The organism is Flavobacterium panici (assembly GCF_024499525.1).
In the GTDB taxonomy this organism is placed as follows: Bacteria; Bacteroidota; Bacteroidia; order Flavobacteriales; family Flavobacteriaceae; genus Flavobacterium; species Flavobacterium panici.
On record NZ_CP100437.1, the window covers coordinates 5,089,517 to 5,116,450 of the forward strand.

A 26,934-nucleotide genomic window follows, 5' to 3' on the forward strand; every position below is an offset into this window, starting at 1 on the left:
AAGGCAATGAAAAAGAAAAAACAAAATGGCGGAAGCACATTTGAAAAATTTGCATCAAAAACGTCTAAAGCTGCCGGAAGCACAACAGCTTTTATAAGTGCTTTTGTTATTGTATTAGCATGGGCAGTTTCGGGACCTATTTTTGATTATTCTGAAACATGGCAGCTGGTTATTAATACCGGAACAACAATCATAACCTTTTTGATGGTTTTTTTAATTCAAAAAGCACAAAACAAAGATTCACTGGCAATTCAGTTAAAACTAAACGAACTCGTGGCTTCAAATGAACATTCAAGCAATAGTCTGGTTGATATTGAAAATATGACAGAAGAAGAAATGATTATTGTCCAGAAGTTTTATCGCCACCTGGCTGAACTTGCAAAGAAAGACGAAAGCATCCGCACTTCTCATTCGCTGACCGAAGCGCATTCTCAGCATGAGTACAAAGATAAAAACAGAACTAAACATCGTGCTTCACGAAATACGACTAAGAAATGAAATTACGCTCTACAGAAACCTTTTGGCCTCTTATAAGTGCCATGAATACCAGTTATCCTTCCATTGATTCTGATATTAAAACTGAGATTTTGATTGTTGGCGGAGGAATAACAGGGGCTTTAATGGCTTATAAATTAATTACCGCAGGAAAAAAAATAGTATTAGTTGACCGCCGCGACGTAGCAAATGGAAGCACGGCCGCCAGTACCGCTTTGCTTCAATATGAAATTGATGTTCCGTTACACGAACTGATTAAACTGCGAGGCGAAAAATGTGCCGTAGACAGTTACAGAAATGGTAAGAAAGCTATTTTTGATTTGCGAAATATAATTGATACCGTAGAAAGCGACTGCGGGTTTGAGTTCAAAAAAAGTATTTATTTTACATCCTATAAAAAAGATATACCGTTTTTAAAGAACGAGTTTAAAGCCAGAAAACAGCGCGATTTTGATGTAACCTGGCTCAATAAATACGAGCTCGAAAAAATGGGTTTAAACGCCATTGCAGCAATCGAATCTAAAACTGCCGCAGTTATGGATCCGTTTAAACTGGCAAACGATTTATTGTCTTACTGCCATCAAAACGGAATGCAGATTTTTGACAGAACGAATATTACTTCTGTCCAGACTACAAAAGGAAAATGCATTGCACACACCGAAAATAAATGTACGATAACTGCAGATCATGTTGTGTATTGCAGCGGTTATGAAAGCACTGAAACTATTGAAGAAAAAATCGTTGATTTAAAAAGTACGTATGCGCTGGCTTCTGAAATCGTTCCTGAATTACCTACAATTTTAAAAAATGCGGTTATTTGGGATACTTCTTCTCCGTATTATTATTATCGCGCCACCGCAGACAACCGAATTATTATGGGCGGCGGTGATGAAGAATTCAGAGATGCCAAAAAACGTGATAAACTGATTCCAAAAAAAGAAGCTTCTTTAATGCGCCAGTTTAAAAGACGATTCCCGAATGTACAATTCAAATTAGATTATTCCTGGGCGGGAACTTTTGGCGAAACTAAAGATGGCCTTCCCTATTTTGGAAAACCAGACCCGAAAAAAAATATTCATTACGTTTTAGGTTTCGGAGGCAACGGAATCACTTTCAGCGTAATTGGAATGAATTCTATTGTTGATTCCATAAAAAATAAAAAAAATCCGGATTTAGATTTTTATAGGTTTGGACGCTGATTTAGGTACAAAGGTACAAAGGTTCAAAGGTACAGAGGCACAAAGTTTAAATCTTTGTCGCTTTGAACCTTTGCACCTCTAAAGCTACTCTACTTTAAGTTCCATTTGAATATTACATCTTTTATAAGGTGTTTCCAGACCAAATACTTTCTCGAAACCTAATTTATAATATAAGTTTATGGCGGGTTTTAAGATCGTGTTGCTTTCCAGATAAATCTTTTTTGCTCCAAGTTCTTTTGCTTTTGCAACAATTGCCTGTCCTAATAACCAGCCGATATTTTTACCTTGTGCTTTTGGTGAAACGGCCATTTTTGCCATTTCAAAATCGTATTCCGGATTATTCATTTTGATAAGAGCGCAGACTCCTACGGGTTCGTTTTCATATAAAGCCACAAGAATTTTTCCTCCTTTGTTTAAGATATATTCTTCGGGATTATCCAGCGCTTTATAATCTGCTTCTTCCATTTCAAAATACGTTGAAATCCATTCTACATTTAAGGCTCTAAAAGCTTCCTGATATTCTGGTTTGTATTCTACGATTTTGACATCTTTGCTTTCGCGGATTTTTTTCTGATCGCTTACTCTTTTAAACATTGATTTTTGTTCCAATAGAAATTCCCATTCCTCAAGCGCGGCCCAAAGATTATGTTTAGATTCGGCAATTAAACCGTCTATCGCAACATCAATATCTTTTAATTGCTGCTGGATATTTTTCGCTAGCAAAAGTCCTTTCGCAGTCAAAACGACATTGTTTTTTCGTTTATCATCTGTTTTCACACTTTCCTGAACCAATCCCGCAGCTGTCATTTCCTGAATAATTTTGCTTACCGAAGGCTGCGAATGTCCAATTTCATTTGCAATTTCTGTAATCGTTAATTCTCTTTCTTCTGCCAGCGTATAAAACACAGGAAACCACTTCGGAACAAAATCTGCACCGTATAACTCATAAATTTTAGAAGCATCATCTGTTATAACCGCAGTCATTAATCGTAAACGACTTCCTAAAGCCGCTTTACCTACTTTGTTGAAAAATTCCATATAATAATTAATTATATAACCAGTTATGCAAATGTATAAAAAAAATCTTTTTTGGCAAAAATTTATTTAGGGACAAAGGTTCAAAGGTGCAGAGGCTCAAAGTTTAAACCTTTGTCACTTTGCTCCTTTGAACCTTTGTAACTTTATAAAAAAAACTAAGATTCTAAGTTTGGTTGGAGCCTTTAAGTTAACTTAAAACCTCAGCGACTCAGAATCTTAGCATTTTGTATATATATCTTGCTTAATAGCTAACGACATTATTTTTTTTAAGATGCTAAGTGGCTAAGTTTCTGAGTTGCTAAGAAAAAAAACTTAGCACCTTAGTATCTTAGAACCTCAGCAACTTTATTAGGCTGTTACTGCCAACGGATTCAAATTAAATTTATACTCTTTTGGACTGCAGTTAAATTTTTGTTTGAAGATTTTAGAGAAATAACTTCTGCTTGTAAAACCAATGCAGTACACAATTTCAGAAATATTTAAGTCTGATGTTCTTATTAGGATTTCAGCTTTTAGAACGCGCATGTGCGTGATATAATCGTTTACGGTTCTGTTGTGAATCATTTTAAAACCTTCCTGAAGTTTATTTGGCGATAAACCTGATTTTTTACTTAATGATTTAATGGTAAAAGGTTCTTCCGGATTTGCTTTTATAGTTTCTGAAAGTTCTTTTATTTCTTCCATTTCTCTTAAAGTTAAGCAGTTTGCTTCTTTAGAAAATGAATTTAAGTCGTCTGTATGCTGTTGGATTTCCATTGCCAGAATGATTCTTAAAATACCTTCTTTCAATAAATTTCTAACTACTCCGGTTTGTGTTACGGCGTTTAACTGTTCGATTTTTTCACCAATTTTTAAATTGTATGAACCGGCATAAAAGAATTCTCCATTAAGGTTTTCTTCAAAAAATGTTTCCCTAACCATTTGGTTTAAAGAATTTGCCTGAGTTGATTGTGTTCCCACAATTATTAAAGTGAATTTTGTTTTTTTATCTTTTTCAAAAAGCAAAACATTATCCTGGTTTAATTTTGAAGTTACAATCGCTGTTTGAAAAGTTTTTAGTTTATGTTCTTCACCATGAACCCCAAAACTATGCGAAAGATTTCCCTTAGAACAATAAGCAAAATATAATGGTGATGAAATTCCGTTATTAATATTCAGTTTTAAATCAACTGAAAAAGTCATATCAAACTGAACATAAGAAATATTGTCATTAAAAGAAGCACCGCTAATAAAGCCTTTTGCAAAATTATTATTTACTTCAAGTGTATATTCATCAACGTCAAAAGTTACTTTTCCGCCGAAGTTTTTATTCAACTCTTCAAATATGTTTTGAATTTTCTCTGTATGTATAGTAACTATTTTCATTTTGTTTCGATTTAAATTCTGTAATTTTAAATGATTCTTAAACCAACACATTTGTTTAAAAAAGCAGATGTTCAAAGTTCGCTCAATCACAAACCAAAAATGTTATATAATTTTCTACAATTGTTTTATAATTACTTATCTATATAAGTTTAACTCAAATAAAATATTTCTTAATTCAATCAATGAAAAGCTATTCCTTCTCTCCTATAAGTTCAAATGATTCTAAAATTCTGATTTTAGGTACAATGCCCGGAACAAAATCGTTAGAACTCAATCAGTATTACGGACACAATCAGAATAATTTCTGGAAGTTTTTGTTTTCTATTTTTAATGAGGATTTCTCAAATGATTATGAAACCAAAAAAGCGCTTTTGCTGAAAAACAAAATTGCGCTTTGGGATGTTTTGCAATATTGCGACCGCGTAGGAAGTTTAGACAGTGCTATAAAAAATGAAATTGCCAATGATTTTGAGACATTCCTGAAACAACATCCAAAAATAAATACGATATTATTTAACGGACAAAAAGCGGCAGCGTTCTTTAAAAAATATGTACACTTAAAAAAAGAATATACCTTAATTACACTTCCGTCCACAAGTCCGGCAAACGCTGGCAAATCGTTTCAGTCAAAATTAGAGGAATGGAAAGTTATTGAAGAAATTATTTAAAAAACATTAAATATTGAAATAATATAACTTTTGAACTTTAAAATATAACACGAAATTTCTCAACGTGCTATAATTTTACAATTTAGAAATCAAAGCCCCGGTTTAAAAGGATTGATGAAGAAGAGGCTTTTTAAAAATTATAGATATTATTAAGACAAACTTTTTACAAGTTTAGATTATAAAGAGAACATTGGTTATGTTAGTTTATTTTTGAGAAAAAAGCTATTCTAAATTATTAGGGTAGCTTTCTTTTTTTTTACATTTAACATAAAATTCCAATTATGAAAATTCAAACTTACTACAATCATATTCGGTTTTACACTCCGCACCATTTTGTGTATTATCCTGTTTTAACGGTATTTCTTGTATTTAGTATTTACTTTGCTTCTACTACAAATGATACTCTTATTTGGTCTTTTATAAGCGTTGTTTTTGTGTTTTTATTTTTCCTTGCTTATATGCTTCGCCAGCATTATGCGCTTATTTTACAAAACCGAATTGTACGCTTAGAACTTCGTTATCGCTACTTTACATTAACGGGTAAAAGACTGGAAGAATTTGAACACAAATTAACCGATGATCAAATATTTGCGTTACGATTTGCTCCAGATGACGAATTTCTTCCGTTACTTGAGGATGCATTAAAAAATAACCTGACAGGCGACGCCATAAAAAAAGCTATCGTGCACTGGCGCGCAGATTATAATAGAGTTTAGGAAGGGATTTTAGATTGCAGATTTTAGATTCTCTTGATTACGGTTTTTCGTTTCCTACAAGGTTTTCAAAACCTTGTAGGTATAAATATTTCACGTAAATTGATCTGATATAGAAACCTACAAGGTTTTGAAAACCTTGCAGGAACGTCAATGAATTAAATTATTTTAAAAGCCTTATAACTTATAATTCATAACTCATAACTTTTTACCCTTCATATAATTAAATGGAATATAAAATAAAAACAAGCCTAACCAAACCACTAACACTACAACAATAAATAGGGGTAAAATATTAGGATGAAGATAATTTGGCTGATAAAAATAACGTTCTAAAGTCTGGAATTTTTCATTCAGGGTTTTTCTGTCGAAATAATTTTCTATTCCTTCTAAACGTCTTTCCTGATTTTTGGTGTAATAGAAAACTTGAGACGTTAATTTTTTAGGGACAATATGTGTCTCGATATTATATTTTTTAAATAAAGTATCGAGTTTTTGAAACTGTTTTGTCAACGAATCTTGCTTGAATTTATACAACAAATTATATCGTTTTACAGCAGCTTCATATTGCTGCTTATCAATTGGTTCACCGTTAACAGGCTTATAAAGCGATTTGTTTTCAATGAAAATACAAATATCTTTATCATATTCCGGGCTGACTTCGGTTCCTTTAAATACGATTTGTGTACTGTCTCCAACAACTGTTTGTTTGATTATCCTGTCTTTTACAATATTTACATCCAATCCGACAAAATCGAAAATTGAATCTGCCTTTTTAGAAACTTTATTATAAGTTTCGGTTAAAACTTTTAGCGTATCAATACTGTAATAAGTCGTTACTGTTCCAAATTGATCGTGATAAATCAATTCTTGTTTTTCTTCTTTAATTACGGGATAAGGTTTTGGATATAAGATATTCTCGTAATTAAATAGTTTCTCTGAATAATAGGAGCTTGAATTATATAAAAACGGATTCAAAACATTCAGTAATTCTTTGTCTTTGTTATAACTTTTCTCTGATAATTCTCCTTTCAGCTTTGCATTTTGCCCAAAACTAAAACTGATAAAAAAGGTTAAACTCACAAACGAAATCAGCAGTAAGAAAAAACCAATCTGTAGCACTTTTCCAAAAGAATAACGCTGTCTTGCATGATTCTTCAATAAAAAAATAAGAAAGAAAAGCAAAAATAAACCGCTTATAAAAAAGTGGGAAATCGATACATCATCATAAAACTTAAATCGGTAAAACTCTGAATAAATATCAATTTTCTTAATTCCTTCAAAAGTAAAATAGCCATATAAAAAATAGGCTAAATGAATTACTGCTAAAATTATAAAAGACTTAACGAGGTATTGCTTTAAAGCTTTGTTCATATCTTAAGGGTTATACTCAAATATAAGCAATCGCAATGGCAATGACAAGACTCAATCTTAATTTTTGGTCTGTACAAGGTGTTTAAATCTCCTTTATAAATAAGTATTATCTGATAAATATTTTTATACATACCTGAAAATCAAAACAATAAAATTCAATAAAAATAATTTGCATGATTTTTTTTGTTAACTTTAATGATTGTAATCTCATTAATAAACCTAAAACCTCAATACCATGAAAAAATTAGTTTATTTTTTGATAATTCCTCTCTCCTTTTTTTCGGCAAATGCACAGACAACCGCCGAAATAACAGACGAAAATACTTTAACTACTGTAAAAAATAGTTCAGATGAATTCCAGAATTATGCTGCAGATGATCTTCCGTGGCATGGAAGGCGATTTAAAGCAACCGCTGGTGTATTTTTTCCCGTAAACAATACCGAAGTCGAAGTTAATGGAACAGGCGGAAGAATTGGAACTGATATTGATTTTGAAAAAGATTTAGGTTTTGAAACAAATACGGTTTCCTTTTTTGGCGCTTTTGAATGGCGCGCTTCCCGAAGATCCCGCTTTAATCTCGAGTATTTTTATTTAAAAAGAAATTCGGAAAAAACACTTCAAAAAGAAATTGAATTTCAGGACCATACTTATCCGGTTGACGCAAGAGTTTCTGCTTTTTTAGACAATCAAATGATTCGATTTGCTTATGGATATGCCATAATATCTAAACCAAAATACGAACTTGGTTTATTAATTGGTGCGCACGTAATGCTTGCTGATGTTGGAATAGGACTTGTAGGAAACACGATAGAAGCATCATACAGAGATAATGTTGATTTCACCGCTCCTTTACCTGATGTTGGAATCTGGGGTGAATTTGTACTTGGAAAAAAAGTGGGTTTATATGCGAATATAAATTATTTTGCTCTTAAAATAAATGATATCGACGGCCGAATTATCAGTTATAATTTATCGGTTTTATATAACGTTTATAAAAATTTCAGTCTTACGGCAGGTTATACGGGTTTAAATTTCAGGCTCGATGTAACTAAACCAAGAATAGACGGTTTCTTTAAATGGGGTTATAATGGTCCTACTTTGGCGGCAACCTACAGCTTTGGAAATCATGTAAAGTTTTATAAACATTGAGTTTTTGTTTCAGGTTTTGATCTATGCGGGTAATTTTTTAACGCAAAGAACGCAAAGATTTTTACGCAAAGAGCACTAAGTTTTTTTAATAAGGTAGGTTTTTATAAAACCAAAGTTCGCAAAGCTTTGTGTTGATATAGCTTTGCGAACTTTGGGCATTCTAAACGCAATCTATATCAAAAAAACTTAGCGCTCTTTGCGTTAAAAAAATTATGCGTTAAAAAAAACCGCAATACATTTAAATGAACTTATATAACTTATATGGTTTAAAAAAACAAACCCGACACCTTTTTCAAGATATCGGGTTCATCCACTCAAACTTAACTCAAAATAATCTAAACTTTCTTATTTCTCGATTGGAGTGAATTTTATAGCTGTTCCTCCGCCAGCTGCCAATTTGATATTTAAAACGGTTTGGTTATTTACCTTTTGTTTTGAAATTTTAACCGGATAAGGATTTGTTTTATAGTTTGCTCCTGCTCCATCGGCATAAATTTCGGCTTCGTATTCTTTTCCTTTGTCTAAGAAAAATAATGTAACTTTAAGATCTCTTGCATCTTTGTTTGTAATAGAACCTAAATACCAGTTTTTCTCGTCCCAATCTTTACGAACGATTGTGGTGTATTCTCCAATTTTAGAATCCAAAACTTTAGTATCAGACCACGTACACGGAACATCTTTTATAAACTGAAATTCAGGTTTATCAACATAATTCTCCGGTAAATCTGAAGCCATTTGCAACGGACTGAAAATAATCACATACAATGCCAGCTGATTTGCCAAAGTAGTTTGTACTCTTGCTCCAGAAGGCGTTTTATAATCAAAATTGAAATTCCCCGGTGTGTAATCAAACGGACCAGAAAGCATTCTTGTAAACGGCAATGTTGTTAAATGCTGAGGCGTATTTCCGCCGTCTACAGACCAAGCGTTATATTCCTGACCTCTTCCGCCTTCTTGTGACATAAAGTTTGGATACGTACGCTGAATTCCGGTTCCTTTTATCGGTTCGTGATTGTCGATCATGATGTGATATTTGGCCGCCGTTTCGATTACTTTTCTGTAATGGCGAGACGCATACTGGCTGTCGTGCCATTCTTTTTTATCCAAATATTTATTTACATAACCCGTTTTAACTGAGTTTACACCCATTTTTTGATACAATTTAAAGGCATCTTCAAGCTGGCCTTCATAATGTTTAGAAGCACCAGCCGTTTCATGATGACCTATTAATCGAACATTTTTTATGGCAGCATATTTTGTAATTTCTTCCAGATTAAAATCCGGATATGCTTTTACAAAACTAAAGGCGCTGCCATCGGCAGTCCAGTCGCCGTCCCAGCCCTCGTTCCAGCCTTCTACAAGAACGCCGTCAAAATTGTTTTTCGCAGCAAAATCAATATATTCTTTTGTATTTTTTGTTGTAGCACCGTGTTTTGGGCCTTGTCCCCAAGTGAATTTCTCCAAATGCATCCCCCACCAAATTCCAATGTATTTTGAAGGCGTAATCCACGAAAGATCTTCAATTTTTGAAGGTTCGTTCAAATTCAGCATAATAGTCGAAGTTGCAACTTCTCCCGGAGTTTTCCCTACAACAACCGTTCTCCAAGGCGTTTTAAAAGGCGTTTCGGCATATACTTTTACACCATCAGCCCAAGGCACTAAATCACTTTTGTATTGTTTATCACTTGTTTTTAAAAGTGTCATCGAAGCAAAATCAGTTAAGTTGGCTTCATGAATCGCAACGTATAAATTCTCTTTTGTTTCAAAAGTTGCCGGAGTATTTATTGTATCTGTTTTGCTGATTGGCGTTTTACGGTATTCACTTTCATAATAACTGTTTTCGCGGTGCACCGGAATCCACCAAACATCATTATTTGATTTAAAAGTAAACTGCGTGATTTCGTTTGAAATTTTCACTTTTCCTAAATTAGGCTGTTTTGGAAATTCATATCTAAATCCTACACCATCATCAAAAACCCTGAAAATAATATCAACTAAACGCTCTTCTCCTTTTGCTTCTTTTAAGTGAACAATCAATTCGTTATGGTGATCGCGAACTTTTTTGAATTCTCCCCAAGGCTGTTCCCAAGTTGCATCGGCAGCTTTTTCTTCAGTCGAAACCACTTCAAAACCTTCAGTCATTTTTTGAATTCCCTGAAATTCAAATCCCATTAACGAAGGTTCTATAACCGATTTTCCGTTAGAAGTAAAACTATATTGAGGCTGACCTGAAACAGTTAATTCAAAAACTAATTCGGTTACTTTTCCCGGCGAATTAATTTTGTATGTTTTTTTAGTACCAGCACTGCAGGCGTAAATCAATATTGACGCTAAAGCAATTATACAGTATCTATATCTTATGTTTTTCATTATTTAATTGTATTAATTACAACTCTTATTTTATTTCGTTTATTAACTGTTTTGCTTTTGCGGGCTGCATGGAAACAAAATAATTAAAAGCCTGATCCAGTTTATTCTGAGCATCGGCATTGCCTTTCTTTTCTACTCGCAGGTTGTACATTTTGCTTATATCCGGAAATACAGATTCGGTATTTTTAACTCCGGCAAATGCTTTTATTTTTTCAATGTACGAGTAACCAAATTCAACTGTTGGCTCAAACATGGTTCCTTCTCCAAAGTCGTTCCAGGTAATTAACTGCAGGTAATTTAAATTGGCATTTTTAGCCATAGAAAGTGTTTCGTCAAGCGTTGCGCCATTGTTGTGTTCAATTGTCCATCCAATTGCATCTCCGCCTCCGCCTTCGGCATAAAAATCTTTAAAACCAGGATAAGCACTTCCAATTGATACAGAAAGTTTTGGTTTTGTATTGGTATAAAAATTTGTTAGATAGGTACTGTTTTTATAAACCCAAGCATATTCTCCAGATGCATTTGCTCCGGCTTCTACAGATTGGTCCCAAAGGGTTAAAAAAGTTGGTTTTGTCGTTATACTATTGAAAACGTTTGTCCATTCGGCAGGCGTTTGCAATACAATTGGTCCAAAATTTAATAACAATGGTTTTCCGTTTACTTTGATATAATTTGCATCAACAAAATAATTTTTCTCCATATAAGCTAAATCTGTTTTTGCTGCACTGGTTACAGAAATTGCTTTTCCGGCATTGACAACGTTTGTTGTAACTCTGTCTTCATAAACAATGGCATATTCCAATCCCACTTTATCCAGCATGGCAATAAGCTGTTCTGTGTTTTCTTTTACCATTCTGTAATCGTTGACATCGTAAGTTCCGTACCAGTCGATCAAAACACCATCAATTCCTGAATATTTCATCAATAATAAATGATTTTCAATCACATTTTTATCTCCCGAATGATATGGACCAATTAGAGGATAATAGTAAGAGGCAATTTCCCTGCGGTTGTTTGCGCCTATAGTATTCGGATTTTTGTTTGCCATTGTCCAGTGGTATCCCCATTTTTTATCGGCACTGCTTTCATTGGTTTCAAACCAGGGCATATAGTGTACATAAATTTTGGTGCTGTTTGTTTTTTCAACGGCAACGGGTTTAAGTACTTCTGGTTTTACTGGTTCATTGGGACTTTTGTCATCGCTGCTGCATCCGGAAACGATTACAATGTTCAGTATCCCAAAAAACAATAATGTGATATATCTTTTCATATTGATTTAATTTTTATTTTTTGCCACAGATTAAAAGGATTAAAATGATTTTTTTATGGCATTTTTATTTGCTCACTATCTGTGATTAAATTATTTCACGCAGATTTAAATAGATTTAAGCAGATCGCGCAGATTTATTATACATTAAAATTAGATCTGCTTTAATCTGCAAAATCTGCGTGAAACATTTTTTTAATCTTTTTAATCCTTTTAATCTGTGGCAAAAATTATTTTTATAAACATGTCAGCCTTCCACGACTAACCAACATGGAAGACTGACATTTTAGAACCTAATTCAAAGGATACCCAGGATTTTGTTTCAGGTTTTTATTTGTTGTTAAAACGGTACTTGGAATAGGGAAAATTGCTTTGTAAGCTTCTGTTGTTCCTTTTTCCCACCATGGCAGGAAGAAAGTTCCAAAACGGATGTTGTCTGTTCTTCTTCTTCCTTCAAAAGTAAATTCCTTAAGCAATTCTTTATCTATAAAGTTAAGATCGATTGTTGCCGGCATTTCTTCTCCGGCACGTGCTGTAACTTGTTGTACAAATGGTTTTGCTAAATCTGCTGATCCTAAACGAACGTAACATTCTGCCTGCATCATTAAAATTTCGGCATAACGAATTACTACTAAATCGTGGTCACGTTCCCAGGTTTCTCCGGCTTTCATTTCGTATTTTCCTAAACGAACACCTTCATTTTCTTTAGCATCGGCAACACTTGTAACTGTTTCTGTATAGGTTAACGGTTCTCCGTTGTCCATTGTAATTACAGTTCCAGTTGCTAAGTTGATCTGATCTCCGGCAACCATACATTTTTTTCTTTTGTCTGTATCCGCAAATTCAGAATAAACTCCCGGCTGCGCGCACATTCCGTTTGCACTCCAAGGATAATCCCCTACTGGAGAAATTGTCAATTTATGAAGGTAATGACAAGACATTGAACTCATGTAATTTCCAACTGTTCCTGCTTTTGAATCGTAAGGAATTGCGAAAATAATTTCAGGAGATTTCTCATTTTGAGTTGCAAAATTGGCAAAGAAATCAGGAGCTAATGTGTAACCTGAAATTTTTTGACACATGTCGATACAATCCTGCCAGCGCTCTGTTCCTATAAAAGCTTTTGAGTTCAAATATAATCTTGCTAAAAGAGCATAAGCCACATTTTTTGTCATTTTTGAATACACTACATTTCCAGTTAAATGCGGAATGGCGTCTGTTAATTCTTTTTCAACAAAATCGTAAACTTGTTTTCTTGTAGAATTTGTTGGAAGTGCTGTATCTGCAAAATCTACAACAATTGGCACATTTCCGAATAAGTCTAAAAGATTGTAATAGTAATACGCTCTTAACGCTTTTAATTCTGCATAAATTGGTGCTTTTGCATTAGCTGTCAACGACGATTTATCGATTTGATAAATGATGGAGTTGATTTTTGCAATTCCGGTATAGTTGTAACGCCAAGCCGAAAGAATCATACGGTTGTCTGCTTTCCAGGTATGTTTTTGTGCATCCTGATATTGCCCGCCATCGTACCAGTTTGTTCCTCTGGTAGGAATTGTAGCTTCATCAGAAACCGTTTCGTTCAAAAAGAATACGTATTCGCAGGTTGGATAATTGTTTGAAATTCCATCTGCAAAACCTCTTAAAGAAGAATACGCCCCGCCCACTAATGCATCAATTTCTTTTGGAGTATTTCCAAAATTTCCATCTTCTACTCTATCATATAATTGTTCATCCAGATCGGTACATGATGATATCGTAAAAAGCATGCTTACTAATATTGCTGCTGTTATTTTGATTTTCATTTTTTATATTTTTGAGTTAATCGCTTAGTTATTCAGCGTGAAATTTAATCCTACAGAAATTGTAGTCGGTCTTGGATAATTGTTGTATTTATCGATACCAGGCGCTGCTAATCCTGTTTGGTCAACACCATCCTGTGCATTTAAACCAATCTCCGGATCTACTCCTTTGTATTTTGTAAATACAGCAAGGTTTTCTCCCATGATGTACATTCTCAATTTTGAATTTTTGAAGCCTAATGGCATTGTGTATCCAACAGAAAGTGTTTGTAATCTAAAGAAAGACGCATCTTCGATCCAGTAATCTGAATATTTAGGAGAAGAAGTAATTCCGCTTCCTAAGAAATCATCCGGCACATTGTAAGATGGTAATCTTGTTGGATCGTTCAACATCATGTTTGTAGCATTCAACGCTTTTTGTCCAAACATTCCGTAACCTGTAATACCAAGATCAAAATTTCCGTAAGTAAAATTCATTCCGATACCCATAGTCAAATCTGGCTGAATATTTCCTAAATCTGTTTTGTCAGCGTCAACTAAAGCACTTTCTGCCACAACATTTCCTGCTGCATTGTAGTACTGAATTTTTCCGTTTTCATCAAGACCAGCATTTCTGAATCCCCAGAAAGTTCCAACCGGATATCCTTCTGCAATAACCTGAGAATATTGACCAGACATACCTGCTAAACCGTGTAATGAACCGCTGTAAATAACATCAGTTTTATAGGTTGGGTTTGATAATTTTTCAATTTTTTGGATGTTGTGTCCAAGTGTTAAATTAGCATTCCACGTAAATTTATCTCCTCTTACGATATCAGCATTCAAAGTAAGTTCAACTCCTTTGTTAGACATTTCACCCACGTTTGCTAACATTGTTCCTACTAAATATGGAGGCTGAGGAACTTCATAAGTGTATAATAAATCGTCTGTGTTTTTTTGGTACCATTCAAATGAACCTGTGATTCTGTCAAAAAGACCAAAATCAATACCCACGTTGATTTGTCTTGTAGATTCCCATTTCAAATCAGGATTTGGGTTTTGTTTTGGAGAATAAGCTAAACTCCAGGTTCCTGTAACCGGATCGTAGTAACTATCGTTTCCAACTCCTAAAATAGAAAGTGATTTGTATTCACCAATTCCGTCCTGATTACCTGTAACTCCATAACCAACTCTTAATTTTAAAGATCCTAACCAGTCTTTTGTACCGCTCATAAAATCCTCGTTAGAAATTTTCCACGCCGCAGATGCAGATGGGAAAGTTCCCCATTTATTGTTTTCTCCAAAACGGCTTGAACCATCACGTCTTACTGTTGCAGTAAGCAAATATTTTCCATCATAATTGTAGTTTGCACGAGCGTAGAAAGAAACTAAATTTGATTTTCCTTTATAAGAATAAACGTCTCCTAAACGATAGTTGTAACCTGCTCCTAAGTTATTGTAGCCAAAAGCATCACTCACAAATCCGCTTCTTTGTGCTCCAAAACCTTGATAAATATTTTCCAGATAAGAATAACCTGCCAATGCACTAACGCTGTGTTTTCCAAATACTTTAGAATAATTTACATAAAGTTCGCCTTGTGCGTTTGTATATTCTGCGTATGTTCTTTGCGCATATCCAGCCTCAGTTCTACCTTCCATAATAGCGTAAGTTGGTTTGTAAGTTCCACCTGCTACTGCATTATGTTCTAATGAAATATTAGCAACTGCCTGAAAATCGTTTAAGAATTTAACCTCAGTTTTAAAGTATCCTAAAAGTCTGTGTCTTTCGTTATCAACCGTTCTGTTAGTTAAAATCTCAACAGGGTTTTCGTAGATATTTCCTCCTACAGATGTAAAGTTTCCATTAGCATCATAAACCGGAATTGTTGGGTTTAAGTTATAAGCACGTTCAAAAATTCTGTAATCAATAGGATGCCATTTGTCGATATTAGCAAATAAACCCATATCAAATTTTACATCTTTATTGTCTCCAAGATATTGGTATGCACTAACGTTTCCGCTAATTCTTTCTAAACCAGATTTTTTAATAACACCTTCGTTATTCAAGTAAGCGATTGAAGCTCTAAAACCGCTGTCCACTTTTCCAGAATTAATACTTAAAGTATGAGATTGTGAAATAGCCGTTTGTTCGATTGCTTTTTGCCAGTTTGTATTTCCGCCGTAATCAACAGCATCCATGTTTCCGGTTTGACGAACATAACCTCTCCATTGGTTTGCCGATAAAAGGTCTAAATTATCAGCAACATAACCTACGCTTGATAAACCGCTGTATACTACAGAAACTCCTTTTGTCCCGGATTTTGTTGTAATAATGATAACTCCGTTTGCTCCTCTTGAACCATAAATGGCTGTCGCCGAAGCATCTTTAAGAACGTCAATCGATTTAATATCTGCCGGCTGAACCACATTAATATCAACACCAGCAATTCCGTCAACTACAATAAGCGGACTGTTGCTTGCTGTTAATGAAGTTCCTCCACGTAAACGAAGTGTTGCACCCGCAGCAGGATCTCCCGAAGGACGAATGATATTTAATCCGGCAACTTTTCCTTGCAAAACCTGTTCTGTAGAAGAAATTGTTCCTTTTACTAAATTATCTGCCGTAACAGTTGAAATAGCTCCGGTTAAATCAGATTTCTTTTGTGTCCCGTATCCAACAGAAACAACCTGAACTTCTGCCAATTGATAACCGTCGTTTTGTAAACGAACTTCTAACTTTGAAGAAGATGCTGTTATCTGTACTTTTTGAGTGGTTGAACCGATGAATGAAACTTCGATTGAACCTCCTACGGCTACCTCTAAACTAAATTTTCCGTCAAAATCTGTTGTTGTTGCATTTCTTGTTCCAGTTTCGATAATCGAAGCTCCCGGCAACACAGTGCCTGTATTGTCATAAACGGTACCCGTTACCAGCTTTTTTCCCTGAGCAAACATTCCTGCCGAAAGAAAAAGCATGAAAATCATGAATACCAGCGATTTAGTAGTCCACATTTGATGCAGGACTATTCTTTTATTTTTACTATTCATATGTAGTTATTTATTGTTTTTCTATCAGTCATATGTAATTCGCATATCCATTATTTGTTCAATGACTAATTTTAGGATTATGCTCATTTCATTAGAATGATGTTTTAATTTGATAGTGAATTATTTGTCTAAGGTTTTAAGCGGAATCGTCGTATCTGAAATTGTTTTGTCTTTGTTGTCTTTAACTAAAACATGAATTTCACTTAAAACAGGAGAATCCTTAAGTTCTGAAACCAAATTGACAAATCCTTTTATCTCTGCAGTTCCACCGCTAAACTCACCAGAAATTGTTTTTGCACCAGCCGTAATCGTGTAAAGCAATTTGTTTACTCCCGGCTCGTTGTTTTTTCTGTAGATACCTAAGAAATCTTTCTGGCTGATTTGTAAAGGAAAAAATCCAAATATTGGTGCCGGCGGCGGCTCATAAGCTCCTGCATATAAAACCTGATCCGGAATTGTTCCTGCCCAGTCGTCTTTTACCATAAGGAAAACTAAATTTTCCATCACATAACCGTCTGGTGCATTGTAGTATGTTTTTGGAACAAGATCCATTTTGTAGAATCCGTTTCCTAAATCTTTTAGTTTGGTTTTTTCAACAATGTCCGGTAACCATGATTGGTATTCTTGTTTAATATCCCAGTTGTTCAATCCGCTGTGAATGTGAACGCTTGTTGCGCCTGCAAATCCCGGAGCTAAATTGGCATTAAATAAAATACTTACTCCTTTGTCTAAAGTTGGTTTTGTTGGATAAGCTCTGATCAGCTCATTCGCAGTATAAAAAGAAGAAAAATCAGTGTATGGCATATTGGCCACGTCGCTTTGTTTAGATCCCGTTTTGTCTTTTAAACGAAACCAAAATCCTGCGCTTGCTGCAATTTCAGCCGGGGTTTTAGAAAAATATACTGTTGGAGTTAAAGTAAAACTCCACACTTTATTTCCTTCATAGTGCAGTTTTGCGAAATCAGATGAATTCTCCCAATTTCCCGCATCTGGTTCAGATGGTGACCAAATCCAGATGTATAAATCCTGATTTTCTGCAAACGTAGTTCCAGAAAGATCAAAGTACCATGTAACTTGCTCATCATATTTGTAAACAACCGGAAATGATGACATAGGTCCCACAGCTCCCGCGTTTTCTTGTGCCTTTGTAAATGTTGGAGCCATCAAAAGGGCAAGTAAAATTGTATATAGAAATTTTTTCATATTACTTTTAATTAATAGCATTTAATTTAAATACATAAGTCACAAACGGAGTTCCTCCTGAAGAATGCACTAACTGAAATTCCATTTCGTCATTGTTTCCAGGAACAGATGTTACTCTAAGTTCGTCTGTTTTTTGAGTTTTTGCGGCGTCGCTGTACAAGTAGATTCTTACTGCGCTTGCATTAGTCTGTTGAAAATCTGAGCTTAATTCCCAATAGCCTTTTGGAGCAAATAAAGGAGGAACATTGCCCGTCACTTCATAACTTGTAGGTTTGTTTTTTTCGTCTACGCTAAAATTGATTTTAAAATCTTCGTAGTTAAAAAAAGTACTCAAGTTTTCCTCGCTTGGTTCGATCTTATTTGCCTTTGCAAATTCGTCAACCATTTTTAGATTTGTTAATCCCCAATTTCCGTTTACTTTTTCATAAATCGTAATTGGATCAACGTAGCTTCCGTCTTCTGTATTATCGCAGCTAATGGCAAAAAAACAAATAAACAGAGCTAACCAGTAATAACTTTTACTTCTCATAAATTTTGGTTTTTGTTAGTTTTTCATCCCTTAAAAAGGACAGTACGAAACTAGATGTTAAATAAATCTAAAAAAAAATATCTGTAAAAAATCAAGATATAATTCAAACGTTTTCGTAAATAATCAATTGATTATCAATGCTTTAAAATTTTACTAAAAACACAAAAATCAAGGTCTTGTATAGACGCAAAGTACCTATAGAATAATGGTAAATATGACAATATGGAAATTTTATGTGAATATTTTTTCACTATACATATATATAACCGCTTTTTATTGTATAATTGCAAATTATTAGAGTACTTTTAACATTTTAAGGCCTTTTAGATACTCACACTAAGGCATTTCGAAAAAAAATCTTAAATCAGTACTCTCCTATTTCTAAAACTGTTAATCATCAGTTTTTAATTAATTTTGCTTTTAAACGAATTAACTCAACCATAAATTACCTTACCTTAAAACCACAACCAAACCATGCAAAAAATATTTGTACTGTATTTTTTCATTGCGGGTTTTTCTCTAACTGCGAAAGAGACAAATCCAATTCTTGAAGAATTAGACAATGTACTGCTAAAAAAAGAAGTTTACTTAAAACAGAAATATCGCAAAATTGAAACTTTAAAAAAGAATGTTTCAAAATTTACTGTCAGCCAAAATAATGAGCAATTGTATCATACCTATATGTCATTGTTTGAAGAATACAAATCATTCAAATATGACTCAGCTTATTATTATTTAGAAGAAGCTAAAATCAAAGCCATCGTTTTAAAAGATCCTAAATATTTGGCTAAAAGCCGAATTAAGGAAGGTTTTGTACTTCTTTCTTCTGGATTATTTAAAGAAGCTATTGATACGCTTAATGTCATTGACGATCAAAAACTGGATCAGAAAAACAAATTTGAATATTATAACATCAAAGCCCGCGCATACTATGATTTAGCCGATTATAACCGTGATCAGCGTTTTAATATTCATTATGTACAGCAGGGAAATCATTTCCTTAAAAAGGCTTTAGAATTAATTGGAACTAATTCTAATGAATATTGGGCCGCCGAAAGTTTAAAACGTTTAAAACAACAAGATTGGCGCGGCGCCGAATTTGCTTTCAGCTACTGGATTAACAATTACGATTTACCGCCGGATTATTACGGAATCGCTACTTCGAGTCTCGGTTATATTTATTCTGAAAGAGGATATACTAAAAAAGCGATTTATTATCTCGCACTCGCCGCTATTGCCGATGTTAAAAATGCGACGAAAGAAACTGTCGCACTCAGAAATCTTGCCAATGAACTCTTTAAAATGGGTTATCTGGATAAAGCAAACGAGTATATTAATATCGCAATGGATGACGCTACTTTTTACAACGCCAGGCATCGTAAAATTGAAATCTCGTCCATATTACCTATTATCGAAAAAGCGCAGTTAAATAACGTAAAAGATAAAAATGATAAACTGGAAAAGATCATTATTTTATTGACGATCCTGACGCTGATAATCATTTTGTTCTCGATTATTATTTTCAAACAATTAAAGGAGAAAAATAAAGCGAGAAAAATAATGGCTTCGTCGTATGCTCAGCTTCAGGAAATGAATATTAGTTTGAGCGAGGCAAATGCTATTAAAGAGGAATATATTACATATTTTATTAAAGCAACTTCGGCTTTCATTAATAAGATTGATCATATCCAAAAAAGTACGCTTCATAAAATCATCACCAAGAAAACAGATGAAGTTATTGCGAGTTTAAAACGCTATAATGTAAAGGAAGAAAGAGAAAATTTATTCCATCAGTTTGATGAAATTTTCCTAAAATTATTCCCCACTTTTGTGACCGATTTTAATCATTTGTTTCCGAATGATCATAAGTGTATTGTAAAGAAAGGTGAGCTTTTGAATACGGAACTCCGCATTTTTGCTTTGTACCGATTAGGAATTCAGGACAGCAGTCAAATGGCTGAATTTCTGGAACTTTCTGTAGCTACCATTTATACATACAAAACCAGAATTAAAAGCAAATCAGACTTTAAAGATACTTTTGAAGAGAAAATTATGGCGATAAAAACGATATAAAAAAAGGTTTAGCCACAGATTAAAAGGATTAAAAAGATTTTTTTATGTAGAGTGTACTTACTAAAAAGGTTTGCCACGAATTACACGAATTTCCTCTAATTTTTTATGCTGTAAATTGATAAAAAAGATTCGTACAATTCGAGCAAAAATACACACACAGTTAAAATCTTTTTAATCCTTTTAATCTGTGGCAAAAAAAACGTCACTAATTCACGAATGAATTGAGCATACTGATTTGTGGAAATTTGTGTAATTCGTGGCTAACTTTTTTTACTCTGCAGATTCTAACTGCAAAATCATATTTTGATAATATTTACTCAACGAGAATAATTGCTCAGCAAAAATCATAACGGCCAGCGGAACGAAGAAAAATATGGTTAGATCTCTTTCGTATAAAAAATACGTCGTTATCATAAAAATACGGGTATATTCGAGATAATAAATCCATTTGCGCTGCTCTAAAATAGCGCCGCAATTTATCAAAGTGATAATGATAATCGACAATACAAAAATCTTATCGTACGCCTCTAAATGATCAAAATAATAGGTAAAAACGGTTAGCAATAAAGTAGAGATTCCTAATTGAATATAAAGGTAATTTCTAAACCGAAGTCTTTGGTGCGGATTGCTTTTATCCTGCAGAAAGCGTTTTTCTAAAGTTGGACGAATATCCTGATCCATGTGCGCCGGACTTCCAAAAACGGCTTTCCATCTTGCTTTAAATCCTTTTGAGCGTCTCCACAATTCATATATTTCAAAATAATAATGAAAATGCTGCCAAAGAAAACTATAACTTTTTAGCGGATGCGTTAATCCATATTTTGGTTTTTCTTCTTCTTCCTGGAAAGTTCCAAAAAGGCGATCCCAAAACGTAAACATATCGCCGTAATTTTTATCAAGGTATTTTTCGTCAGATGCGTGATGAACACCGTGGACAGAAGGCGTTACAAAAATATATTCGAGCCATTTTATTTTTCCTACGAGCTGCGTGTGCGTAAAGAAAGAATACGCTCCGTGAACAATAAGCATGGTAATTACCATTGTGGGATGAAACCCAACAAAAGGAAGAATACACCAAAATCCCGTTCGAACTATGGCTTGAAAAGTGGTAATTCTGGCTGCGGCCGTAAAATTGAATTCTTCACTATGATGATGTACAATGTGTGCTGCCCAGAAAAAATTGACTTCATGTCCTAATCTGTGATACCAATACCACACAAAATCTGTGGCAAGAATTAAGGCAATCCAGACTAGAAAATTACTCGGAATTTCAAAAATCCTATAATCATCATAAATCAAATAGTACAATTGGTAAAAGCTTGCGGCAACAAACAAATTAATCAATCGTTCTGCAATTCCAATACTAATATTAGAAACAGAACTTTCATAATTAAAAATTTCAGGTCTCTTTTTTCGTTGTGCCAGCTTATATTCAAGGAATAAAAATAGAAAGAAAGCAGGCATTGCAAAGGCTAGAAAATTAATGTTTTTCATTTTTAAAAATTACTTTTTATCGATTTTAAGAAACTAAACTACAATTAATTAAACTAAACAGCTATTTTCATCAACCAATATCAGATACAAATATATTGATATTAACCGATGAAAATAGTCTTGAATTTCCTTTAGAAAATCTAGTTTTGTTTGAAATTATCAGCTTCCAGAGTTACTTCTTTAACAGATTGCGTGTCTGCCACTTTTTTCAAAGCAATAATGTAAGCAGCAATTCGCGGCGTTACACTATGTTTAGCAGCAACCCTAAATACAGTTTCAAAACCTTTTTCTAATATATCTTCTAAACGTTTATTAATTTGATGAATTCTCCAGGATTCTAACAATGAATTTTGAAGCCATTCAAAATAAGAAACGGTTACACCTCCGGCATTTGCTAAAATATCCGGAACTACTAAAACATTACTCTCGTGTAAAATTTTATCAGCATCAGAAGAAACAGGTCCATTTGCAGCTTCAATAATTATTTTGGCACGAATATCTTTGGCATTCTTTTGTGTAATAACATCTTCTTTTGCAGCCGGAATCAAAACATCAACATCTAAAAGCAATAAATCTTCATGTTTGATCGCAACTGAGTTTGGATAACCTTTAATAGTTTTGTTATTCAGGTTGTAATATAAAATCAACTCCGGAATATTGATTCCTTCAGGATTGAAAAACGCTTCAGAAACATCACTTACAGCAACTATCTTAACTCCTTTTTCATATAAAAACAAAGCTGAATGTAAACCAACATTTCCAAATCCCTGAATCGCAGCAGTTGATCTTGCTGGTCTTATTTTTAGTTTTTCAAGTGCAAGCAACGTAATAATGCTTACTCCTCTTCCTGTTGCTTCTACTCTTCCTAATGAACCTCCTGAATGCAGGTGTTTTCCCGTTACAACGGCATGAATTGTTTTGCCGTGAACTAATGAAAATTCATCCATTAACCAGCCCATTTCGTCTGGGCCTGTTCCCATATCAGGTGCCGGAACATCTTTTTCCGGCCCAAAAATATCGGCTAAAGCTTTTGTATACGCTCTTGTTATTCTTTCTAATTCTGTTTTAGAAAGTGTTCTTGGATCACAAATAATACCGCCTTTTGCTCCTCCAAACGGAATTCCGGTTACAGCAGATTTCCAGGTCATCCAGGCGGCAAGTGCTTTTACTTCATCAAGATTAACAGCATTATCATAACGAATTCCGCCTTTTGACGGGCCTAAAGCTGTATTGTGAATGACACGGTATCCTTCAAAATTTTGTTCGGTTCCATTATCTAGTGTTATAGAAAAATTGACCACAATTTGTTTTTCCGGACGCTGCAGCTTTTGTCTTAATGATTCATCTAATTTAAGAATATCGGCTGCTATATTAAACCTGTCAATCATAGATTGAAAGGGGTTCTGTTTTATAATTTCTGCACTCATAGTATTTATTTTTAATTTTTTGGTTTATCGATTTGGGCTTAATAAAATGTTTCTTCTGAATAAAATCAGCAACAACACATGCAACACGGAATTTTCATCTGGCAGCAATGCATCATACTATTTATGTTTCTATTCGATCTCATTTTATTTTTATTTAATAGTTCCTAAAAAAAGCCTTTCATGGTGCATGAAAGGCTAAAAAAAAAATAACTAACAAGTACTTTCTCTATTAACGCCATTTCATCGCATAGGTCGACATGCAGCACATCGTCAAACTGCACATAAACGGGATGATATTTAGACTATAGTTTTTCATTGTCATTGCAAATCTATAAAATATATTTATAAACTCTATAGAATTAGTCGGGTTTATTTCAGAAAAATATAAATTTAACATTATATCCCTTGTAAATTAATGATTTAAGAAATTAAAAAAAGTACTAAAATTGTGATTTTACGATGAAAACAATGGCAATTAAGGCTAAAACAAGTCCTAAAATATTGATTTTAGATAATTTTTCTTTAAAGAAAAGCATTCCAACAAGACTTCCTAAAACGATCACGCCCATGTTCATTCCGGCAAAAACAGTAGATGGATTTTCGGCGAAAGCCTTATGCGCTTTTAAATAAAACAATATATTTCCGAAGTTGAAGATTCCAACTAAACCTCCAAAAAGAATATTTTTATAATTCAGTTTTACTTTTTTTGCAGCAACATCATAAACGACAACGAGTAAAGAAACAGCCAATGAAATATCAAAAACAATAAACAATGAAGTTGTGTAAGGTAAAGCGGTAAAAAGTGCAATTTGCTTAAAAAGGATATCGATAATCCCGAAACCTATAAATACAGCTGCCGGATAAATCCATTTGTTTGGATCGTTTCCTGATTGTTTTTTTAAGATGAATAACAGCGCTATAAATCCTATTATCAGTCCAATAACTTTATACGAATTGAATTCTTCTTTAAAAATAAGCCACGCCGCAATTATCGGAATAAAAAGAGATAAACGCTGTGCGGCATCTGTTTTTGCAATTCCCATATGTTTTATGGAAGTGAATAAAAACAGAAAAACAATTGGCAGTAAAACACCAACCGCTGCGTATATATTCCACGGTGCATCTGTATGAACTACATTTAAATCCGGGCTAAAAGTAAAATAGCAAAGCGATATTGCCATTATATAATTGAACGCAATAATCTGAATTGGGTTTGCATTGTATTTACGGGTTATTTTGAAGATAACACCAACCGTTACACTGCATAAAATGCTTAAAACAAGAAATAACATAGGATTAAATTTTGAATACAAAAATAACGTTTATCTCCTTATAATGAATGTTCCTAAAAAACATATTAGTCACTTTTTAACCATCCTGTAATACTCATTCTGGTATTTTGCGTAACTAAAACTTCGTGAACCAGTTCATTACTTTTAAAGAAAACGGTTTTACCCTGAATGGGGGATATTTTCTGCTCGCTGTTGTTTTGGTGAATCATTAATTCTCCGCCGTCACTTTCTTTCCAATTACTGTTTAAATAACTGATCATCGAATATTTACGACTTGAATTATTTTTGAATTGATCCAAGTGTTTGAGGTAAAAATCTCCTTTTTCATATAACGAATAATGAAATTCGTAACCTGTAATTCCGGCAAAGCAGCTTTCGTTTAAGTAAAGTACAAAAGCATCGATTTTATCGAAAAATTCATTTTCAAAAACATTATTATGCTTTTTATCGAGCCAATAAATAGCGTCGTTTCTAATTTTCCCGTCAAAAGAAAGTTTTTCAGAATTTCCAATTCCAGCCGTCAACAGCAAACTGGCAGCATTTAAATCAATTAAGTTTTGCTTGAGATTATTGGATAATTCATCACTTATAAACCGTTCCGAAATTCCAATTTTATTCTCTATATAACTTGCTATCAAATCCTCAAAACTATCATCCATCGTTTTTTTAGGCAAACTGCAAATACAGCCAACGGAGCAAGGTAGATTATTTAAAACTGGTAATGCTGTTTTTATAAATAATAAACCCGACAGGTTTTAAAAACTTGCCGGGTTTGATAACTACTGCTGAATTAACAATTAACAACTAATAATTTATAATTTACTAATATAACTTCCGTACATATCTTTAAATTGGTGTCCTTGTGCAAAACGGTCTTTGCTTAGTTTTTTATATTCTACCAAAGCCCACAGCACAAACTCTTTTACAAAATATTGATCTTTTTGATCTAATTGCGGCTGGTATTTTTTCAATAGAATATCCAAAGGAGTAACTTCGTCTAAAATAGCCTGATATTCAGCATCAGTAGCGTCATCTAATAATTCGAAACCACTTTCTGCAAAAAACCATTCAATTAAATCAGAATAAGGTGTTTTTTCTCCCGGTTTTTCTAATTTTTCGATTTTAGGAAATAACGTTGGAAACAAAGTTCGAATTGCCATTCCTATTAAATGCTGCGCTACAAAAGCAGCTCCCTCCTGCTCTCCTTCATAAACTAATTCTACTTTTCCAGTTATCGCCGGAATAATTCCGATAAAATCAGATAAGCGAAGATTTGTTTTATTAACTCCGGATTTTAAAGCACGACGTTCTGCTGTACTAATTAAATTTTCAAAAGCTGTAATACTCATTCTCGCACTTACACCACTTTTATTATCGATGTATTCGCTTTCACGGGCTTCAAAACTTATTTGTTCTAAAATGTCTCTCGCTAAATTTGGAACATAAACTACGTCGCTTTGGTTTTCGTCCAGTTTTGCTTCCTGTTGTGTAATTGTTCTTGCAATTTGAACCGTTTCAGGATAATGCGTTAAAATCTGCGAACCAATTCTGTCTTTAAGCGGCGTTACAATACTTCCTCTGTTTGTATAATCTTCTGGATTTGCGGTAAAAATAAACTGCATATCAAGCGGCATTCTTAATTTAAATCCACGAATTTGAATATCGCCTTCCTGCAGAATATTAAATAATGCAACCTGAATTCTGGCTTGTAAATCTGGTAATTCGTTGATAACAAAAATACTTCTGTTTGCTCTCGGAATCATTCCGAAATGAATTACGCGATCATCTGCATAAGATAGTTTTAAATTTGCGGCTTTAATTGGGTCAACATCTCCAATTAAATCGGCTACAGTAACGTCTGGCGTTGCCAGTTTTTCGAAGAAACGTTCGTTTCTGTGTAGCCACGAAATTGGAGTTTCATCTCCTTTTTCTTCGATTAAATCTTTTGCAAAACGTGAAATTGGATTCAGCGGATCGTCGTTGATTTCTGAACCAGTTACAAACGGAATATATTCATCCAACAATTCGACCATTTTACGGGCTAAACGTGTTTTAGCTTGTCCGCGAAGTCCTAGTAAATTGATATTGTGACGAGAAAGAATCGCACGCTCCAATTCTGGAATTACGGTATTTTCGAATCCGTGAACGCCTTCAAAAACCGGCTTCCCTGATTTTATTTTCTCCCGAAGATTATTTCGCAATTCGTCCTTTATACTTATGCTTTTATATCCTGCAGCTTTTAACTGTCCTAATGTTTTTATATTATTAATTTCCATTTTATGAAATATCTATTTTGTTTATTGTTTTTTTTTAACGGCAAATATTGTGTTGTTGCGTTGTGTGTAAATTTATTTTAAAGCCTTTGTTACTTTGGACCTTTGCCTCTTTGAACCTTTTTTAATCAACTTTGTGTCATTACTTTGCGTAGACGCACTGCTGTGCGTC

Annotated in this window: 20 protein-coding genes; 6 read left to right on the forward strand and 14 right to left on the reverse strand. The window is 33.9% G+C overall.

The window, feature by feature from the left end; genetic code table 11:
* The first annotated feature begins 6 nt into the window (after nucleotides 1–6).
* Both NLJ00_RS21275 and NLJ00_RS21280 read left to right on the forward strand, forming a co-directional pair.
* Nucleotides 7–498 (forward strand): low affinity iron permease family protein, encoded by a 492-nt coding sequence (locus NLJ00_RS21275; protein WP_180856758.1) that lies wholly within the window; start codon nucleotides 7–9, stop codon nucleotides 496–498.
* Nucleotides 495–1,694 (forward strand): NAD(P)/FAD-dependent oxidoreductase, encoded by a 1,200-nt coding sequence (locus NLJ00_RS21280; RefSeq protein ID WP_256635329.1) that lies wholly within the window; start codon nucleotides 495–497, stop codon nucleotides 1,692–1,694. The genes NLJ00_RS21275 and NLJ00_RS21280 overlap by 4 nt, the downstream gene beginning before the upstream one ends.
* Nucleotides 1,695–1,778: 84 nt before the next feature.
* Here NLJ00_RS21280 and NLJ00_RS21285 read toward each other — a convergent pair whose 3' ends face one another.
* Together NLJ00_RS21285 and NLJ00_RS21290 are read right to left on the reverse strand one after the other, a co-directional pair.
* Nucleotides 1,779–2,732 (reverse strand): bifunctional helix-turn-helix transcriptional regulator/GNAT family N-acetyltransferase, encoded by a 954-nt coding sequence (locus NLJ00_RS21285; protein ID WP_256635330.1) that lies wholly within the window; start codon nucleotides 2,730–2,732, stop codon nucleotides 1,779–1,781.
* Nucleotides 2,733–3,080: 348 nt separating this feature from the next.
* Nucleotides 3,081–4,097 (reverse strand): helix-turn-helix domain-containing protein, encoded by a 1,017-nt coding sequence (locus tag NLJ00_RS21290; protein ID WP_256635331.1) that lies wholly within the window; start codon nucleotides 4,095–4,097, stop codon nucleotides 3,081–3,083.
* A gap of 182 nt (nucleotides 4,098–4,279) precedes the next feature.
* On the opposite strand from NLJ00_RS21290, the gene NLJ00_RS21295 reads away from it, so the two are divergent.
* Nucleotides 4,280–4,765, forward strand: a complete 486-nt coding sequence (locus NLJ00_RS21295) for a DNA-deoxyinosine glycosylase (RefSeq protein ID WP_256635332.1) — start codon at nucleotides 4,280–4,282, stop codon at nucleotides 4,763–4,765.
* A gap of 281 nt (nucleotides 4,766–5,046) precedes the next feature.
* A complete protein-coding gene (locus NLJ00_RS21300) occupies nucleotides 5,047–5,481 on the forward strand; it encodes a DUF6526 family protein (RefSeq protein ID WP_053474433.1) in 435 nt (144 codons plus the stop codon).
* A gap of 195 nt (nucleotides 5,482–5,676) precedes the next feature.
* Here NLJ00_RS21300 and NLJ00_RS21305 read toward each other — a convergent pair whose 3' ends face one another.
* On the reverse strand, nucleotides 5,677–6,852 hold the full coding sequence (locus tag NLJ00_RS21305; RefSeq protein WP_256635333.1) for a hypothetical protein: 1,176 nt from the start codon (nucleotides 6,850–6,852) through the stop codon (nucleotides 5,677–5,679).
* Between the two features lie 235 nt (nucleotides 6,853–7,087).
* On the opposite strand from NLJ00_RS21305, the gene NLJ00_RS21310 reads away from it, so the two are divergent.
* A complete protein-coding gene (locus NLJ00_RS21310) occupies nucleotides 7,088–8,002 on the forward strand; it encodes a hypothetical protein (RefSeq protein WP_180856763.1) in 915 nt (304 codons plus the stop codon).
* Between the two features lie 345 nt (nucleotides 8,003–8,347).
* On the opposite strand, the gene NLJ00_RS21315 is transcribed toward NLJ00_RS21310, so the two are convergent.
* The 6 genes from NLJ00_RS21315 to NLJ00_RS21340 all read right to left on the reverse strand — a co-directional run bounded on the left by NLJ00_RS21315 (nucleotide 8,348) and on the right by NLJ00_RS21340 (nucleotide 18,203).
* Entirely contained in the window at nucleotides 8,348–10,372 is a 2,025-nt protein-coding gene (locus NLJ00_RS21315) for a glycoside hydrolase family 97 protein (RefSeq protein WP_256635334.1), read from the reverse strand.
* Nucleotides 10,373–10,397: 25 nt separating this feature from the next.
* Nucleotides 10,398–11,642: a glycoside hydrolase family 71/99-like protein gene (locus tag NLJ00_RS21320; RefSeq protein ID WP_256635335.1), complete on the reverse strand. Its 1,245-nt coding sequence runs from the start codon at nucleotides 11,640–11,642 to the stop codon at nucleotides 10,398–10,400.
* Nucleotides 11,643–11,932: 290 nt separating this feature from the next.
* A complete protein-coding gene (locus NLJ00_RS21325; protein ID WP_180856766.1) occupies nucleotides 11,933–13,447 on the reverse strand; it encodes a RagB/SusD family nutrient uptake outer membrane protein in 1,515 nt (504 codons plus the stop codon).
* A gap of 24 nt (nucleotides 13,448–13,471) precedes the next feature.
* Nucleotides 13,472–16,471: a SusC/RagA family TonB-linked outer membrane protein gene (locus tag NLJ00_RS21330; RefSeq protein WP_256635336.1), complete on the reverse strand. Its 3,000-nt coding sequence runs from the start codon at nucleotides 16,469–16,471 to the stop codon at nucleotides 13,472–13,474.
* A 120-nt stretch (nucleotides 16,472–16,591) separates the two neighbouring features.
* Entirely contained in the window at nucleotides 16,592–17,674 is a 1,083-nt protein-coding gene (locus NLJ00_RS21335; RefSeq protein WP_180856768.1) for an antibiotic biosynthesis monooxygenase family protein, read from the reverse strand.
* 7 nt (nucleotides 17,675–17,681) lie between these two features.
* The gene (locus NLJ00_RS21340; protein WP_073488350.1) at nucleotides 17,682–18,203 is read right to left on the reverse strand and encodes a DUF5004 domain-containing protein; all 522 of its coding nucleotides are present in this window, start codon (nucleotides 18,201–18,203) and stop codon (nucleotides 17,682–17,684) included.
* A gap of 474 nt (nucleotides 18,204–18,677) precedes the next feature.
* On the opposite strand from NLJ00_RS21340, the gene NLJ00_RS21345 reads away from it, so the two are divergent.
* A complete protein-coding gene (locus NLJ00_RS21345; RefSeq protein ID WP_053474425.1) occupies nucleotides 18,678–20,276 on the forward strand; it encodes a DUF6377 domain-containing protein in 1,599 nt (532 codons plus the stop codon).
* 270 nt (nucleotides 20,277–20,546) lie between these two features.
* On the opposite strand, the gene NLJ00_RS21350 is transcribed toward NLJ00_RS21345, so the two are convergent.
* From NLJ00_RS21350 to NLJ00_RS21370, 5 genes are all read right to left on the reverse strand, one after another.
* Nucleotides 20,547–21,770, reverse strand: a complete 1,224-nt coding sequence (locus NLJ00_RS21350) for a sterol desaturase family protein (RefSeq protein ID WP_256635337.1) — start codon at nucleotides 21,768–21,770, stop codon at nucleotides 20,547–20,549.
* A gap of 140 nt (nucleotides 21,771–21,910) precedes the next feature.
* Nucleotides 21,911–23,197: a Glu/Leu/Phe/Val family dehydrogenase gene (locus NLJ00_RS21355; protein WP_256635338.1), complete on the reverse strand. Its 1,287-nt coding sequence runs from the start codon at nucleotides 23,195–23,197 to the stop codon at nucleotides 21,911–21,913.
* A gap of 440 nt (nucleotides 23,198–23,637) precedes the next feature.
* A complete protein-coding gene (locus NLJ00_RS21360; protein ID WP_256635339.1) occupies nucleotides 23,638–24,489 on the reverse strand; it encodes a DMT family transporter in 852 nt (283 codons plus the stop codon).
* A gap of 65 nt (nucleotides 24,490–24,554) precedes the next feature.
* The gene (locus NLJ00_RS21365; protein WP_256635340.1) at nucleotides 24,555–25,148 is read right to left on the reverse strand and encodes a 2OG-Fe(II) oxygenase; all 594 of its coding nucleotides are present in this window, start codon (nucleotides 25,146–25,148) and stop codon (nucleotides 24,555–24,557) included.
* 153 nt (nucleotides 25,149–25,301) lie between these two features.
* Complete coding sequence (locus tag NLJ00_RS21370; protein ID WP_256635341.1) at nucleotides 25,302–26,765, reverse strand: AAA family ATPase; 1,464 nt, start codon at nucleotides 26,763–26,765, stop codon at nucleotides 25,302–25,304.
* Nucleotides 26,766–26,934 lie beyond the last annotated feature (169 nt).

Bases quoted from the DNA above. Each gene is read 5' to 3' on its own strand.
- NLJ00_RS21275 (WP_180856758.1), top strand. From the start codon at position 7: ATGAAAAAGAAAAAACAAAATGGCGGAAGCACATTTGAAAAATTTGCA.
- NLJ00_RS21280 (WP_256635329.1), top strand. From the start codon at position 495: ATGAAATTACGCTCTACAGAAACCTTTTGGCCTCTTATAAGTGCCATG.
- NLJ00_RS21285 (WP_256635330.1), bottom strand. From the start codon at position 2,732: ATGGAATTTTTCAACAAAGTAGGTAAAGCGGCTTTAGGAAGTCGTTTA.
- NLJ00_RS21290 (WP_256635331.1), bottom strand. From the start codon at position 4,097: ATGAAAATAGTTACTATACATACAGAGAAAATTCAAAACATATTTGAA.
- NLJ00_RS21295 (WP_256635332.1), top strand. From the start codon at position 4,280: ATGAAAAGCTATTCCTTCTCTCCTATAAGTTCAAATGATTCTAAAATT.
- NLJ00_RS21300 (WP_053474433.1), top strand. From the start codon at position 5,047: ATGAAAATTCAAACTTACTACAATCATATTCGGTTTTACACTCCGCAC.
- NLJ00_RS21305 (WP_256635333.1), bottom strand. From the start codon at position 6,852: ATGAACAAAGCTTTAAAGCAATACCTCGTTAAGTCTTTTATAATTTTA.
- NLJ00_RS21310 (WP_180856763.1), top strand. From the start codon at position 7,088: ATGAAAAAATTAGTTTATTTTTTGATAATTCCTCTCTCCTTTTTTTCG.
- NLJ00_RS21315 (WP_256635334.1), bottom strand. From the start codon at position 10,372: ATGAAAAACATAAGATATAGATACTGTATAATTGCTTTAGCGTCAATA.
- NLJ00_RS21320 (WP_256635335.1), bottom strand. From the start codon at position 11,642: ATGAAAAGATATATCACATTATTGTTTTTTGGGATACTGAACATTGTA.
- NLJ00_RS21325 (WP_180856766.1), bottom strand. From the start codon at position 13,447: ATGAAAATCAAAATAACAGCAGCAATATTAGTAAGCATGCTTTTTACG.
- NLJ00_RS21330 (WP_256635336.1), bottom strand. From the start codon at position 16,471: ATGAATAGTAAAAATAAAAGAATAGTCCTGCATCAAATGTGGACTACT.
- NLJ00_RS21335 (WP_180856768.1), bottom strand. From the start codon at position 17,674: ATGAAAAAATTTCTATATACAATTTTACTTGCCCTTTTGATGGCTCCA.
- NLJ00_RS21340 (WP_073488350.1), bottom strand. From the start codon at position 18,203: ATGAGAAGTAAAAGTTATTACTGGTTAGCTCTGTTTATTTGTTTTTTT.
- NLJ00_RS21345 (WP_053474425.1), top strand. From the start codon at position 18,678: ATGCAAAAAATATTTGTACTGTATTTTTTCATTGCGGGTTTTTCTCTA.
- NLJ00_RS21350 (WP_256635337.1), bottom strand. From the start codon at position 21,770: ATGAAAAACATTAATTTTCTAGCCTTTGCAATGCCTGCTTTCTTTCTA.
- NLJ00_RS21355 (WP_256635338.1), bottom strand. From the start codon at position 23,197: ATGAGTGCAGAAATTATAAAACAGAACCCCTTTCAATCTATGATTGAC.
- NLJ00_RS21360 (WP_256635339.1), bottom strand. From the start codon at position 24,489: ATGTTATTTCTTGTTTTAAGCATTTTATGCAGTGTAACGGTTGGTGTT.
- NLJ00_RS21365 (WP_256635340.1), bottom strand. From the start codon at position 25,148: ATGGATGATAGTTTTGAGGATTTGATAGCAAGTTATATAGAGAATAAA.
- NLJ00_RS21370 (WP_256635341.1), bottom strand. From the start codon at position 26,765: ATGGAAATTAATAATATAAAAACATTAGGACAGTTAAAAGCTGCAGGA.